The sequence below is a fragment of the Kibdelosporangium banguiense genome, assembly GCF_017876405.1.
Lineage (GTDB): Bacteria > Actinomycetota > Actinomycetes > Mycobacteriales > Pseudonocardiaceae > Kibdelosporangium > Kibdelosporangium banguiense.
Genome location: NZ_JAGINW010000001.1, coordinates 5180161 through 5193938 on the forward strand (window position 1 = coordinate 5180161; position 13778 = coordinate 5193938).

General features: G+C 66.5%; 12 protein-coding genes. 8 read left to right on the forward strand and 4 right to left on the reverse strand.

Annotated features, from left to right (window positions below):
* Position 1: 1 nt before the first annotated feature.
* Positions 2-1042 (reverse strand): PA2928 family protein, encoded by a 1041-nt coding sequence (locus tag JOF56_RS24575; protein ID WP_209641887.1) that lies wholly within the window; start codon positions 1040-1042, stop codon positions 2-4.
* Positions 1043-1101: 59 nt separating this feature from the next.
* Here JOF56_RS24575 and JOF56_RS24580 point away from each other — a divergent pair, with 59 nt between their 5' ends.
* The 4 genes from JOF56_RS24580 to JOF56_RS24595 are packed head-to-tail and all read left to right on the forward strand — an operon-like array spanning position 1102 to position 6003.
* Positions 1102-2334, forward strand: coding sequence for a hypothetical protein (locus tag JOF56_RS24580; protein ID WP_209641888.1), 1233 nt, complete (start codon positions 1102-1104; stop codon positions 2332-2334).
* A complete protein-coding gene (locus tag JOF56_RS24585) occupies positions 2331-3317 on the forward strand; it encodes a hypothetical protein (RefSeq protein ID WP_209641889.1) in 987 nt (328 codons plus the stop codon). The genes JOF56_RS24580 and JOF56_RS24585 overlap by 4 nt, the downstream gene beginning before the upstream one ends.
* Positions 3314-4807 (forward strand): tetratricopeptide repeat protein, encoded by a 1494-nt coding sequence (locus JOF56_RS24590; RefSeq protein ID WP_209641890.1) that lies wholly within the window; start codon positions 3314-3316, stop codon positions 4805-4807. The genes JOF56_RS24585 and JOF56_RS24590 overlap by 4 nt, the downstream gene beginning before the upstream one ends.
* Positions 4808-4815: 8 nt before the next feature.
* A complete protein-coding gene (locus tag JOF56_RS24595) occupies positions 4816-6003 on the forward strand; it encodes a CHAT domain-containing protein (protein ID WP_209641891.1) in 1188 nt (395 codons plus the stop codon).
* Between the two features lie 150 nt (positions 6004-6153).
* On the opposite strand, the gene rnhA is transcribed toward JOF56_RS24595, so the two are convergent.
* Positions 6154-6714 (reverse strand): ribonuclease HI, encoded by a 561-nt coding sequence (gene rnhA, locus JOF56_RS24600; protein WP_209641892.1) that lies wholly within the window; start codon positions 6712-6714, stop codon positions 6154-6156.
* A 117-nt stretch (positions 6715-6831) separates the two neighbouring features.
* Between rnhA and JOF56_RS24605 the strand changes: the two genes are divergently transcribed.
* A complete protein-coding gene (locus JOF56_RS24605) occupies positions 6832-7518 on the forward strand; it encodes a M15 family metallopeptidase (protein ID WP_209641893.1) in 687 nt (228 codons plus the stop codon).
* Between the two features lie 57 nt (positions 7519-7575).
* Here the strand turns inward: JOF56_RS24605 and JOF56_RS24610 are convergent, their stop codons facing one another.
* Together JOF56_RS24610 and JOF56_RS24615 are read right to left on the reverse strand one after the other, a co-directional pair.
* Complete coding sequence (locus JOF56_RS24610; protein ID WP_209641894.1) at positions 7576-7779, reverse strand: cold-shock protein; 204 nt, start codon at positions 7777-7779, stop codon at positions 7576-7578.
* A gap of 203 nt (positions 7780-7982) precedes the next feature.
* A complete protein-coding gene (locus JOF56_RS24615; protein WP_245378378.1) occupies positions 7983-9242 on the reverse strand; it encodes a serine hydrolase domain-containing protein in 1260 nt (419 codons plus the stop codon).
* A 188-nt stretch (positions 9243-9430) separates the two neighbouring features.
* Between JOF56_RS24615 and JOF56_RS24620 the strand changes: the two genes are divergently transcribed.
* The 3 genes from JOF56_RS24620 to JOF56_RS24630 are packed head-to-tail and all read left to right on the forward strand — an operon-like array spanning position 9431 to position 13734.
* Positions 9431-10318, forward strand: coding sequence for a LysR family transcriptional regulator (locus JOF56_RS24620; protein WP_209641895.1), 888 nt, complete (start codon positions 9431-9433; stop codon positions 10316-10318).
* A 10-nt stretch (positions 10319-10328) separates the two neighbouring features.
* Positions 10329-11204, forward strand: a complete 876-nt coding sequence (locus tag JOF56_RS24625; protein ID WP_209641896.1) for a hypothetical protein — start codon at positions 10329-10331, stop codon at positions 11202-11204.
* Positions 11197-13734 carry an SEC-C metal-binding domain-containing protein gene (locus JOF56_RS24630; protein ID WP_209641897.1) on the forward strand — a complete coding sequence of 846 codons (2538 nt, stop codon included), beginning with the start codon at positions 11197-11199 and terminating at the stop codon, positions 13732-13734. The genes JOF56_RS24625 and JOF56_RS24630 overlap by 8 nt, the downstream gene beginning before the upstream one ends.
* Positions 13735-13778 lie beyond the last annotated feature (44 nt).

Genomic DNA, 13778 nt, shown 5'->3' on the forward strand with positions numbered 1-13778 from the left:
TCTAGTTGCCGAAGAAGTCGGTGGCCCCGATGGGCAGGGCGGTGACGCGGCCGTCTGTGCCGACCGTGGCGAAGCCGCTGTCGGTGACGACGGCCGTCATGCCGTTGGGGAGAGCGACGGCGCGTTCTGGGGCACCGATGGTCAGCGAGCCGGTGACGGTGCCGGTTTCGAGTGATACGGCGGTGAGCACGGTGCTTGTGTCGTTCACGCTGGCGCTGTGCTTGATCAGGGCGTACTGGCCGCCGGCCGCTGCGGGGCCGTCGACGACGATGGCCGCACGGTGGAAGACGGTGCCGTTGACCGGCGTCTCCTTGCCGTCGGCCGCGACGCGGACGAGCACGCTGCCCAGAGCGAGTTGGTGCAGCTTGAGTCGTTCTCCTGCGGCGAGGGTGGCCTCGGCTGCTATCGCGCTTGGTGGGCTGGCGATGTGACGCTCGGCTGAGAGGGTCTGCGCCCACGCTGCGGCGGCCTGGGGCTCTGCGGGTGCCGCGCTCAGGGCATCCAGACGGATGGCGAGGACGGCGCCCTGGGTGTTCAGCGCCATGATCTGACGGTTCTGGGCGTCATATCCGTACGCCGACCGCGCCGCGACCAGTGGGCTGGGCAATCCGTCGACAAGCGACCCGTCACGCACGTCGAGCACGGTCAGGCCGGAGTCGGTGGCGAGGTAGACGTACCGTTCGCCCGCGGCCAGCACGGACGCTTCCCAGATCAGTTCGTCCGACAGTTGTGTGTCCCAGAGAACCTCGCCGGTACCGGCGTCGGCAGCGGCCAGGCGCACCTGGAACATGTCACGGAAGATCAACTGGAACATGCCGCGGACACCGTGTCGCGCGTACGGCACCAGGACGATCTCGCGTCCACCGGCCTTGGTCACCCCGACACCGGGCTGGACCTCGACATCCGGCTCGGGGAAGGCCAAGTAGGAGACCCCGAACAGCATGAAGCCGACAATCAGGAACGGGACGAAGAACAGCACCGGGAAGCGACGGCGCCGGGGGCGTGGCGACTCGTAGGGCGCCACCGGGAGCGTGTAGTTCATGGGAGCAGAGTGCGGCCGTGCCCTGCCCTACCGATCACAGAAATGGTTAGGCTCGGCTGGTGAGTACGGTCCACGTCCAGGCAGCTCTGCCGAGAGGGCTGCTGATCGCGCAGGCGTGGTCGACGCTGGGCGACGCCGTGGCGCCGTTGAGCAACGCGAGTGGCCGACCGTTGGCGCGGACAGTCAAACTCATCCTCGACCCGCTGGTGCTGCGGCCGGTGCTCAATCCGGCGTTCGCGGCCGGTGCGATCGGCATCGAGCATGTCGACGCGTTGCGGGACCGGATCGTGCAGGCCGGCCCGGTGCTGGCGGCGACCGCGGCCTGGTTTCTGGTGATGAAGAAGGAAAGGCGCCGCGCAGGCATTACCGACGGAAATCCACAGGACCTGTATTTCCAGCGCTGCTACGAACTGGCGACCGAACATGGCCACCCACAACCGGACGCGGCCCGGCGCGTGGCTGCTGTCCTGGCGGAGGTACATGGCCAGGACGGGCCGACAATGGCGCAGCTGCGCGATTTCCTGGCCGCGAACGCCGACATGTTGGCTCGGCGGCTCGACAGGGAGTGGGCAGACAGGCCCACCACGTCCCGCCCCGTCGAGTCCGCGCGGACAACGGCGTTCCTCGCGACCTGCGCGACTGCTCCCGATCGCGCCTTGTTCAAAGCCCTGCTCAAGGAGCAGACCGGCACTCATGGTGCCGCGGAACTGTCCCATCCGGGAGTCGCCGCCGGATACGGCCTGACGGTCCGCGTCCGGCCGGCTCAGCCGGCGCTCGGGGCGACGGCGTCGAAGAACGCCCTGCCCAGGCCGTTCGACCGATCCATTTTGGAGCGTCTGTTCGGCCCGGTGACCAATGCGGCCTCCCGATCGTTGCTGGCGGACATCCCGACATTGGTCAGCAACGAGATCACCCGATCAGTGATGCCGTGGCAGCTGGCGGAGGAACCGGGCCGGGTCGTCATGATCCTTGGCCGTGAGGCGTCCGCGCCATTGATGGGCGGGCCGGCCGAAGGAGCTGCCGCGCGTCTCAGATTGCGCTGGGAACGTGAGGCATACGTCCATCGCGTGCAGCGAATGCCTTCTGCGGTACCAGAGAGCGTTCGGGCGGACGTGCAAGGCGTGCGGGAGGCGTATCTCCGGCGGCTCTGGGTCCGTGTGCACGGCAGGGAATTGCGGCGCGACGAGATCGTCGCGGACGAGTTGTGGGACATGCTGGACGGCGTGCTCCGTTCGGTGATCCTGGACCAGCGTGATCGGCTGCGGTCGGTCCTGGAGCGGCAGTCGCGATGAGAATCGAACGGAATGGCACCGAGATCCTCGTCGGTGACTGGCCATCGCACCCGGAGCAGACGGCGCTGCTGGAGGCCCGGGGTGCCTTGTTGGCATGGGATGTCTTGGCTGAGGGCGCCGTGCCCGCAGCCCGCGTGCACGACGAGGCACAAGCAGCTGAGTGGCTTTGGGAGATCTACGGAACTGCGGCTGCCGAGATCTTGGGCGGCGCGGACGACGTGACTGTACCGGCCGACGGTGACTGGCGGGTCCGGGGCACATGCCGGGTTCTCGCCCAGTTGGCCTGGGTCGAGGCCTGGTGGCCCGCGTCGGATACCGCAGGCGTCCCGACGATCAGCCTGGACCTGTTGCGAGCCGAACGCGCAGTCACCACCAGCGAAGTCGAGCACCTGCTCGACGACGAGGACGCCACCGCGCGTGCGCTGTCCGTCGCCCCGATGGTCGACGCTTTCGCGACGAGGCTTGCTGCGCTGGCCGACGACTACGGCGTTGTCCTGCGTGAAGTCGTTGCCCCGAGCCAGGTTGACTACGCCCTGGCCGCCGGCGGCGAACGCGCAGAGGGTGTGACTGTCCTGAGTGGAACTGACCCCGTCGATTGGGCGTTGGTACCGTCTGGTGTGGTCGACGCGGCGGCTGACGCGGAGTGGGCCGTTGTCCGCAACCAGGGCGCGACCTATTTGGAGGTTGCTGTATCGCTGGTCGCCCGTGCGCGCCCCACCCTGGCCGCGCGTTTTGGACAGTTCGACGTGCAGCTTGACCAGGCCGACGGCTTCGGCCGGCTGACCGGCCGGGCTTCTGTGCCCCCGACTGTGCTTCTGCTGCCACCGGCTCAACGGGTGCTCACGGTCTACGCGCCGGATTTCGCGCAACCTGGTCCCGCTGAGGAGGGGAATTCCGCGCGCCGGCAAGCGATCATCGCCTACGCGCGGTCTCGCTCCGCCATGCCGACTGCGACGTTGACTGAACGGCTGGCGGGCCAGTGACCCGGTGGCAGGAGTTGCACAACGGGGGAGCGGAGCTGCTCCAGGGCGGGGATATCGCGGGCGCCCAGGCTGCTTTCGAAGCAGCCTGCCTGGAAGCGCCCACGGACGATGACCGGGCATCTACGTTGGTCAACCTTTCTGCTGCAGTCGACATCGGCGGGGACCACGAACGCGCGATCGATTTGCTCACCGAGGCGTTGGGCCTGACCGAGTCGGTTCGTGGCATCGTGCTCGGGACCCGGGCCGATATTCTTATGCGGCTTGGACGTTGGGACGAGGCCTGGCAGGACGTCGAGGACGGCCTCGCGTGCGCGGCTGCGCACGAGGAGGAGTTCCTGCGCTCTGTGAACGCCGGTATGCATGCTTCATGGGCCTCCGTGCTGGTGTCGACCGGGCAGTTCGGCGAGGCCGCCGTTGCGGCGCGGACCGCTCTCGACCTCGCGTACCAGGACGCGCCGTACCTGGCTGCGTCCGTCCACATGCTCCTTGCGGAGATCGCTGGCTCGACCGGGGACCTCGCCGGCAGCGCCGAACATCACTCGTTGGCCCGCGAGCTGTGCGCCGCAACCGGTGACGAGGCCAACGAGGCCGCAGCAGTGCTGAGCCTGGCACGCCTGGCCTACCTCGCCTCGGACAACGACCGCGCCGACACGCTCTACGACGAAGCCGAGCAATTGTTCCGGGCGACCGGGAACGACCGTGGGCTTGCCGTTTGCGCGCATGGCCACGCCGCCGTCAAGATCAGCCGAGGCCAGCCGCGCGTGGCACTGGACCTGCTCGATCAAGTCGTCGGTGTGCTGGACAAGACTCCGACCGAACGCGTTGCGGTCTTCCAGGTACAAGGCGGAGCCCTGGAAAGCCTGGGGGAGTACGCCCAAGCAGACGAGCGTTACGAGGCGGCCATGGCCGCCAGCGAACAGGCCGGCCTGTGGCATGTGGCCATTGGCATCGCCTGGTGGCGCGCGGACGCCCTCGTGCGCTGGGCATCCACTGTGTCCGGTGAGCAACGCCAGGAGCTAAGCCGTCGTGCCCTGGATCTGGCATTGCCCGCAGCGCTGGCCGCAGAGGCTGTGCGGCAACGCTTTGCGCACGGCCCATTGCGAGAGCGCTGGGTCGCTCTCGCAACCGCGCCCGCGACTCGCTCCGCGTTCGAGGCGATAGCCGCCGTTGAAGACGTTCAGCTGGCTGCCGAATACATCGACCACGTCTCCGGGACAGTGTCTCTGCAAGCCGGACCTCCTCTCGTTCGTGACGAACTGCTGTCGTTCCCCACGCCGCCGCTACCTGACATGCGGACGGAACTGCCCTATGCGGCTTCGTTCTGCGTCACCACAGGCATGGATCCCGCGTTCCCGTCGTGTGGCTTCTCGCTTCCTCCTCGAGTCAGAGTTGATCCGGCTGTTGTTTCCGCCCTGGACCGCTGGATCGATGTCGCGGAGCAGCGCTACGGATTCCCGGTCCGGTCCGCGCAGGCGGTGGCGTCGTGGTAGCTGTGCAGGTGAAGTTCGTTGACGCCGGCCAGCTTTATGTGTCCTGGCGATGGGAGCACGCGCCAGACCAGGCCCGGGTCCTGGTACTGCCACGCACCCTCGTTCAGGGCGCTCTCGACGCTCTCGCGCAGGCCGTGCCGTCACCACTGCCTGGCGAAAGCGCCCATGCTGCCTTGGTCCGGTCGCTCACCCACGGGCCGCTGGTGGATCGGTCCCGCGAGATCGCCCTGGCAGGGGAGCTTTCCCGGGCATTGCTGCCCTATCAGCTCGCCGTTGAGCTCAACTCGTTGATAACACAGGGAATCCGCCCGCATCTGCGAATCCAGCCGTCACCGTCGACCGCGTTGGTGCCGTGGGAATCACTGCGTGTCGACGAGGGCGAACGAACTATCCACAACGCGGATGTCTCGGTTCTCCCGCCCGCTACCGTGCGGAATTCGTTGGAACGTAAGGTTTCTCCCTTCGATCCCGATGGTCCTGTGGTCGGTGTGCTGGACTCGCTTGTGCCCGCGCTTGGCGCAGTTCTCGGCTCGCCTGGGCCGGAACTGGCCAGGCTCGCCGAAGCCCACGGCATCGGCCGCGCCGACGTGGACCGTGACTTTCTGGAAGGCGCCCTGTCGGAAGCCTCCCGGTTTCTGTACGTCGGGCACGTCACCACCGGCGGTCACGCTCTCGACGCCCGAATGCACCTGTCCTGCAATGCCTCCACAACCGGCCGCGCTGCCCTGCTGGGCGCTCACCGGCCGCTCACCGCCGCCGACATCGCACTCGGCCATCGCCCTGACGCACCCCAGCCCTGGCGCATCCCCAATCGCGTTGCCCTTGTCGCCTGCGAAAGCGGCGGCGACACTCGCTTCGCAGAGCCGTCCGGCCTGGTGGCCGCCATGATCCACGGCGGAGCCGAACACGTCGTGTCAACCAGGTGGACCCTGCCGACCGATGCCGGCCTCACTCACCTCGTTCCCGGGTTCCCCGCTGACACTTCGGTTCTCAGCCATGCCGTACTCGCCGTCGACGCGGCCCAGGCGGCGCCGGACCCGATCGCCGCTTTGGCCGAATGGCAACGCCTCCAGGCGACCCGATGGGAGGAGACCGGCGATCCCGAGTACTCGCCGGTCATCTGGTCGGCGTTCGCTACGACCTGGGCACCAGCACCGACGCGTCCGGCGGCCGTAACGTGGGGAACGAACGCGTGACCTGTCCATAGACGAGCCGGTTACCTTTCCCTGCTACCGCAAGAATATTGCTGCGTTGCGCCTGCGGAGCCCTTGCGTTCACGGCAATCCTGGCGGTGCCGACGGCATTGATCGTAGGTCGCCTCGAAAACATGTTTTCCCCCAACGAGTTCAGAACAGTCTCGGATGTGCGTTCTGCCTGCCGCGGTGATCGGCAAGGTGATTGACGCCGCGCCGCCGCTCGGGCGCGGCACGCGGTCTTGGTAGCCGGATCGGTTGCACGCCAGCGACTTCTGCCAAGCCTCTGGTCGCGAGCCGGTCCGCCCGCTCGTTTCCTGGATGTCCGGCATGGCCCTTGATCCAGAGCCACTGCACTTTGTGCCGGGCCGCGGCCTGTTCGAGCCGGAGCCACAAGTCGGTGTTCTTGACCGGCTGCTTGGCAGCGGTCAACCAGCCGTTCCTCTTCCATCTGGGCAGCCAGGCGGTGATGCCCGTCTGCACGTAGGTGCTGTCTGTGAAGATTCGTACAACCGATGGTCGTGGCAGGCTTTCCAGCGCCCGGATAGGCGCCGTCAGTTCCATCCGGTTGTTGGTCGTAATCCCTTTTTCGCCCCCGAAGAGCTCTATCTCGCGCCGCCCGTACCGCAGCAGCACGCCCCAACCACCTGGCCCAGGATTGCCTGAGCACGCTCCATCTGTGTAGATCTCCACGACTTGGTCGTCGAAGTCCACTCCGTCACTATACCGAACGTGACCACCTTGTCGCGCTGCGTGCCGATTTTTTCTGGAAGTTTGCAGCAAAATGTAGAACTTGATCAACCTCCGGGGTGTTGTGGGAGTCTGGGAGGCATGGGGATCATCACAAGACTGACATCGACAGTGATCATCACAGCGGCTGTGGGGCTGGGGTCTGGGTTCACGGCCGGTGCGGCTGAACAGGAAATTCGCGTGACCGGGCCGGCGGCGAGCGGTTTGCCGCCGTACGTCGCGGTCATCACGCCGGTCACGACCGAGCGCCTGGGCAAGAGCTGGCGCGAGGGCTGCCCGCTCGGGCCCGACCAGCTGCGGCTGATCAACCTCAGCGTGCTCGGTTTCGACGGCAAGGTGTACCGCGGCGAACTCGTTGTGGACAAGGCGGTCGCCACCGAGGTCGCCCGCACGTTCGGTGATCTGTACTTCAACCGCTACCCGATCGAGCGAATGGAGACAGTCGAGAAGTACGACGCCGACGACGACAAATCCATGGAGGCCAACAACACCTCGGCCTTCAACTGCCGCCCGATCACCGGCGGCACGGCCTGGTCGAACCACTCGTACGGCCGGGCGATCGACATCAACCCGGTGCAGAACCCGTACATCTCGCGTAGCGGCGCGGTGTACCCGCCCAACGGAGCGCCGTACGTCGACCGGACCAGGACCGACCAGGGCCTGATCCACGCCGACGACTCGACGGTGCGCGCCTTCGAGAGCCGCGGCTGGCAGTGGGGCGGATACTGGGAGACCCCGATCGACTACCAGCACTTCGAGAAGCCGTAAGGCCATAGGCAAAGGGGCCCCCTTCCGCGGAAGGGGGCCCCTTTGCCTGACTGAGAGTCAGATCACGGTGACGCCGGTGGCCTGCGGGCCCTTCTGGCCCTGGCCGACCTCGAACTGCACCCGCTGGTTCTCCTCGAGCGACTTGAAGCCGCCGCCCTGGATCTCCGAGTAGTGCACGAAAACGTCGGCGCTACCGTCCTCGGGGGCGATGAAGCCGAAGCCCTTCTCGGCGTTGAACCACTTCACGGTGCCCTGTGCCATGTTTGTCTCCTCGACAGGTTGGCGGATTCGGCACGCCGCAGGTGCGGCGGACCGGGCCTGTCAGTGACGGGAGATCCTCCGGCTCTGCCAGGAGGAAATACGCATACCCGCAACAACGTTTCGCGAGCGCGTACCAAAACGAACACACAAAACCTACGACCACGGCCAGTCTATCACGGCAGCGTCCACCGTGGATGTCCAGGTCAGCCGATCGTCTGGTAGGCGGTGGTCCAGAAATCCCGGTGCAGGCGGGGTGTGTCCATTGAGTCCATGGCCGTCTGGGTCAGCAGGATCCCGGCGAACTGCCTGGCCGGGTCGGCATACGCCGTCGTGCCCAGGCCACCGTCCCAGCCGAACTGTCCGACCGACGCGAGATCACGACGGTGAGTACGTACCGCCATCCCGAAACCGAAGCCGCCGTGCCGCCCGAAGTGGTCGCCGAACTGGTCCTTCTCGACCTTCTGGCCGGCCGTCAGGTGGTCCATCGTCATCAGCTCGACCGAGGCCCGGGACAGCACGCGCTCGCCGCCGTGAGTCCCGTTGTTCAGCAGCATCCGATAGAACGCGTGGTAATCGTCGACAGTGGACACCAGTCCGTCGCCGCCGGCCTCGAACACCGGCGGCCGGCTGTATTTCCCGCCGTCGGCGGAGTCCCATACCGACAGTTCGCCGGTCATCGGGTCGTGGGCGTAGCTGGTGGGCAGCCGGTGGATCTTGTCGGCGGGGACGTGGAAGCCGGTGTCGGCCATCCCCAGCGGGCCGAACAAGCGCTCGGCCAGAAACGAGCCGAACGACTGCTCCGCCACCCTCGCGACCAGGACACCGAGCACGTCGGAGCCGACGTGGTACTGCCACCGCTCGCCTGGCTGGTACATCAGCGGAAGTGTGCCCAACTGCTTGATCCACTCGTCGGGCCCGGTCGTCGGCCACCCCGAGGTGCCGTCGCCGACGATCCCCAGTTCGCGGATGGCCACCTGGATCGGATAGGTGTCCGGCGGCGCCAGGACCAGTCCGAACCCGAAGGTCAGGGTGAGCAGGTCCCGCACGGTGATCGACCGCCGAGCCGGCACCGTGTCCTGTAAGGAGGCGTCGATCCGGGTCAGCACCTGGCGGTCGGCGAGCTCCGGCAGCCATGTCTCGACGGGGTCGTCCAGCCGCAGCCGGCATTCCTCGACCAGGATCATCGCCGCCGCGGCCGTGACCGGCTTGGTCAGCGACGCCATCCGGAAGATCGTGTCCCGGCGCATCGGCGTACTGCCGCCGGCGTGCAGCGTCCCCATCGCTTCGACATGCGTCTCATCACCTCGGCTGACCAAGGCCACCAGTCCGGGTGCGATACCCGACTCCACGTGTCTGGCCAGGACGTCATGCATCCGGCGCAGCCCTTTTGCCGACAGGCCCCGGCCCGCGGGGTCGGTCATCGTCCAGTTGCCCTTGTCATCCCAGCTCACGGCCTGTGACATGGTCTCTCTCCTTCGCCTGATCAGGTATGTGTCACCAGCAGGCGGGCGTGGCTCATCCGTTGAGCCGGCCCATGGCTGTGATTAGCTGTCGCCAGCGACATGATCAAGCTTTTCGCCTGGCCAGGGCAGGAACAACGGCAGATCCCGCAAGGGTCCGATAACAGCGCGGTTATGGCTGGGGGAGCGCGGTGGAGCTGAGGGACATCGAGATCTTCCTGACGCTGGCGGAAGAACTCCACTTCGGCAGGACCGCCGAACGGCTGCACGTGTCCCAGGCGCGAGTGAGCCAGGCCATCAAGAAACAGGAACGCGGCGTCGGTGGGGAGTTGTTCGAACGCAACAGCCGCAACGTACGCCTGACCCTGGTCGGTGAGCAGTTACGCGCGGAGCTGGTGCCGGTCTACCGCGGGCTGAAGGACAGCCTGGAGCGGGCCAGAATGGCTGCCCAGGGCAAGACTCACGTGTTGCGTGTGGGCATGTTGCCCAGCAACGCCCACGATCTGCGCCCTTATTGGGAGACCTTCCGCGCCCGCCATCCGCAATGGGGTTTGCGGATTCGGCACAATCCCTTCGTCGACGCTTTCGGCCTGCTGCGTAACGGGGACATCGACGTCTTGGTCGCCTGGTTGCCCGTCGAGGAACCCGACTTGACCGTCGGCCCGGTCGTGTACCAGGAACCCTCGGTGGTCCTGCTGGATGCCGACCACAAACTGGCCAGGGACAAAGAGGTCTCCCTGGAGATCCTCGGCGACGCCGGCATCCTGCAGGGCCCGGCCGGGCCTGACTACTGGGCAGACGCGTTCATGCCCTTCCATACGCCCAGCGGCCGCCCGATCGAGCGCCACGCCCCGCACATCGCGAGCCTGGACGACATCTTCACCCATGTGGCGTCCGGTGAGGGCCTGCATGCCCTGGGCCTGCACGTCACCCGCTACCACGCCCGGCCCGACATCGTCTATCTGCCGATTCGCGACTGGCCGGGCCTGCGGTGGGGCCTGGTCTGGCGCAGCGAGGCCGAAACCGATCCCATCCGGGCACTCGCCAAAGTGGTTCGCGACCTCGGCACTGTCGTTTAGGCTTGACGATGTGTCACGCACGGGGGCCGCCACAGTTCTCGCGCTGCTGGGATGTCTGCTTGCAGGGCCCGCGATCGCGGCCTACTCGCTGGACCACCAGTTGGCCGACCAGGACAGGTACGTACAGGCGGTCACGCCGATAGCAGGCAATCCAGCGGTCCGTCAGGAACTGGCCGATCGGATCAGCGAGACAGCCGCGGCGAAGCTGACACCAGGCGACCTGCAGCTGCCCGAGAGCGCCCGGCGCCTGCTGCACTCAGCGGTGACAAAGTTCGTGGAAAGCGACAGTTTCCGTACCGGCTGGGCGGCGGCGAACAGGACCGCGCAGCCTGAAGTCATCAAGATGCTGCGAGACGAACCGAGCAGTCTGCGCATCGTCGACGACACCGTACTGCTCGACCTGGGCGTGGTCGCCGACCGGATCAAATCCCGGCTAATCGACGAAGACGTGCCGTTCGCACGGCAACTTCCCGATGTCGACGCGTCAGTCCGCCTCTTCTCGCGGCCGGCGATCCGTCAGGCGATCCCGGCGTTCGCCCTCTTACAAGACCTGAGTGTCATCCTGCCGATCATCGTCGTGGCATTGCTTGTCCTCAGCCTGGCCATCTCCGCCCGACGTCGCCAGACCTTGATCGTCACAGGCCTCGGGCTGGTCGTTTCGATGCTGCTTGTCGTGCTGTACCAGTCAATCAGCCGCGGTCAGCTCACTGCTCGCAGCCAGTCACCTGAGCTGGCAGGCGCGTTCTACGACGCATTCACCAGCAACCTCACAACCCTGCTGTGGGTGGCGTTCGGCATCGGTGTCGTGGCTGCTGTCGGAGGTTTGGCTGCGATGGCCGCGATGCGCGGCCGCAACAGAGGCGGTACCGTGCTCGGCCGTGACTGACTCCACCCTCGCTGTGACTTCTGATCTCGTCGATGTGGTCGCCGGTGTGCTGGCTGAACTGGGCCCGATGACGGAGGAGAAGCTCGTTTCCGTGCTGGCGGAGCGTGGTGTGGTTCTTGGGGATGATGACGTCGAGGACTTGCTGACCGAGGTACTGGACGACGAGGACGACCTGGTGACCGTGCTCGCCGACGAACGCTGGGCGTCGTTGCCGGCTATGCTGACCGGCCGGATGTTCACGCATCGATTGACAGGTCCGGAGGTCGAGCACGACTTCCTCGACGCCGGGCCCGATCTGGACGCGCTCAACGCGCTGATCGGGCATGAGAGGTATCAGCGACTGGTGCCCGAAGGTTCGCCCGTGGTCGAGGTGCTTCTTCCCTTCGATTCAGGTCTGCTGGCCGAGCGCGGTATCCCGCTCGATGTGGTCGGTGACAACGGAGCCTTGCTCCTTGCGCCCGGCTACCTCGGTGCAAAGGGATTGGCCGAGGGCGATGTCATCGCGCTGCGAATCGCGGACGACGGGTTGGTGCTGGAGGCCGTCGCGGACGAGGCGGCGATGCTGCAGCGGGCGAACACTGTGGGAGACCAGCTGAGCACGGCGCTGGACTTCGGAGACGGCGAACCTGTTTCGCTGGACACGGTGGTCTGGACCGCGTGCGCGGACGATCCCGAGCTGTTCGCCGAGCCACTGCCGCCGCTGGGCGAGGTACTGGACACCTCAGGGCTGGCGTACGAAGACGAGTTGCTGATTCCCCGTGGATTCGACCTCCAGCGCTGGCGTACGAACGGACGGCGCGCGGAGATCGCCCGACGCAACGACCTCGATGACGACGAAGCTTTCGCTGTCCTGGCGGTCGTCATGCTGTATGAAAAGGTCGCCGAACTGCAGGGGGCCGCGGCGCTGGCCGAGTTCATCACTGCCCCCGACAGCAGGACCGCGGTCGAAGCTGCCCTCCCGGCGCTGGCCGAGCCTGTCATCGCCGAAGCTGTCCTTGCCGAGACAATCGCTGCCGGCAGCGACGGCGCTGCGGCACTGGGGTTGTTCGCCGAGTCGCTGGAGTCGTTCGCCCCGCGCGGTGCCCAGCCGGCGCTGAAGTGGTTGCGTGGCAAGGCACATGAGCGGCTGGCTGACGTGACGCAGGCCGAGGCCGACTACCAGGCAGCGGAATCGCTCGACCCGGACTGGCCATTGGCGTTGGTCGATCTTGCCCGCTACGCCAGCGATCGCGGTGACGCGGCGCGTGGGCTCGCGCTGCTGCGTCGCGCTGACGTCCCGCTGGACGACTTCCTGGCTGGTCTGCTCGAGCGGTTCCAGGTCGAGCCCAGGCACGACATCGGTCGTAACGATCCATGCTGGTGCGGATCCGGCCGTAAGTACAAGAAGTGCCACCTGCACCGCGAAGAACTCCCGCTGGAAGAACGCGCGGCCTGGCTGTACCAGAAGGCAGCCATATTCATGGCCCAGGGACCGTTCGGTACCGAGGTGTTCACCGTGGCAAGCGTGCGGTCACAGCACTCCGACGACCGGCTCGCCCTGATCAACGCGATGGAACGCGACCCGTTGGTCACCGACGCAATCCTGTTCGAAGGCGGAGTGTTCGCCGAGTTCGTGCAGACACGAGGCGCGTTGCTACCCGATGACGAGCGGCTCCTTGCAGGTCAGTGGCAGCTGATCGAACGGTCCGTGTACGAGGTTGAGCAGGTCCGTAGCGGTGAGGGCTGCACGGTCCGTGACTTGCGCACCGGCGACGTCCACGTAGTGCAGGAACGGTCAGGCAGCCGACAGCTGAAGGCGGGAGCATTGATCTGCGCCCGCGTGGTGCCAGCCGGCACGACAATGCAGATCTTCGGTGGCATCGAACCCGTCGAGTTGCAGGAGCGTGACGAGCTCATGGCGTTGCTGGACGCCAAACCCGACCCGGTCGACCTGGTCTCCTTCCTCAGCCGGCGCTTCGCCCCACCCGCCCTGCACAACACCGAGGGCGAGCCACTGATGCTGTGCGAGATCATCCTCCGAACCGACGACCCAGCCGCGCTGACAGCCGAACTCGACAGAACCTACAAACGCGACGGCGACAACCCAGAGTGGCTTGAGGTCACCGGCGCCGACGACCTCGAACCCATCCGGGCCACGCTCCGTCTGGACGAGCACGAACTGACTGTTCAAACCAACAGCGAGGCCCGTGCCGACCGCGTGCTGGACACTGTCCGCGCACTCGACCCAACACTCACCGTCGTGAACGAGACCCGCCAATCCGCTCTGGAATTCGCCGCTCGGGAGCGGTCCGTACCTGCTCCTGTCACTCCTGAGGTCGCGGCCACGCTCAACCAGTACATCCGCGCCTACGAACAAAAATGGCTCGACGAGCCGATCCCAGCCCTGGCAGGCCACACCCCTCGTCAAGCTGCCGCAGATCCGACCCGCCGCGGCGATCTGATCCGCCTCCTCAACTCATTCCCCGCCGACCCCGGCAACCCAGGCGTCATGAACCCAGATCGTCTGCGCAACGCACTAGGCCTGCGGTAGCTACGACCTCGGCAGGCAATCGCGGGTTCTACCAGCGGCAGGAA

Bases quoted from the DNA above. Each gene is read 5' to 3' on its own strand.
- JOF56_RS24575 (WP_209641887.1), bottom strand. From the start codon at position 1,042: ATGAACTACACGCTCCCGGTGGCGCCCTACGAGTCGCCACGCCCCCGG.
- JOF56_RS24585 (WP_209641889.1), top strand. From the start codon at position 2,331: ATGAGAATCGAACGGAATGGCACCGAGATCCTCGTCGGTGACTGGCCA.
- JOF56_RS24605 (WP_209641893.1), top strand. From the start codon at position 6,832: ATGGGGATCATCACAAGACTGACATCGACAGTGATCATCACAGCGGCT.
- JOF56_RS24610 (WP_209641894.1), bottom strand. From the start codon at position 7,779: ATGGCACAGGGCACCGTGAAGTGGTTCAACGCCGAGAAGGGCTTCGGC.
- JOF56_RS24615 (WP_245378378.1), bottom strand. From the start codon at position 9,242: ATGTCACAGGCCGTGAGCTGGGATGACAAGGGCAACTGGACGATGACC.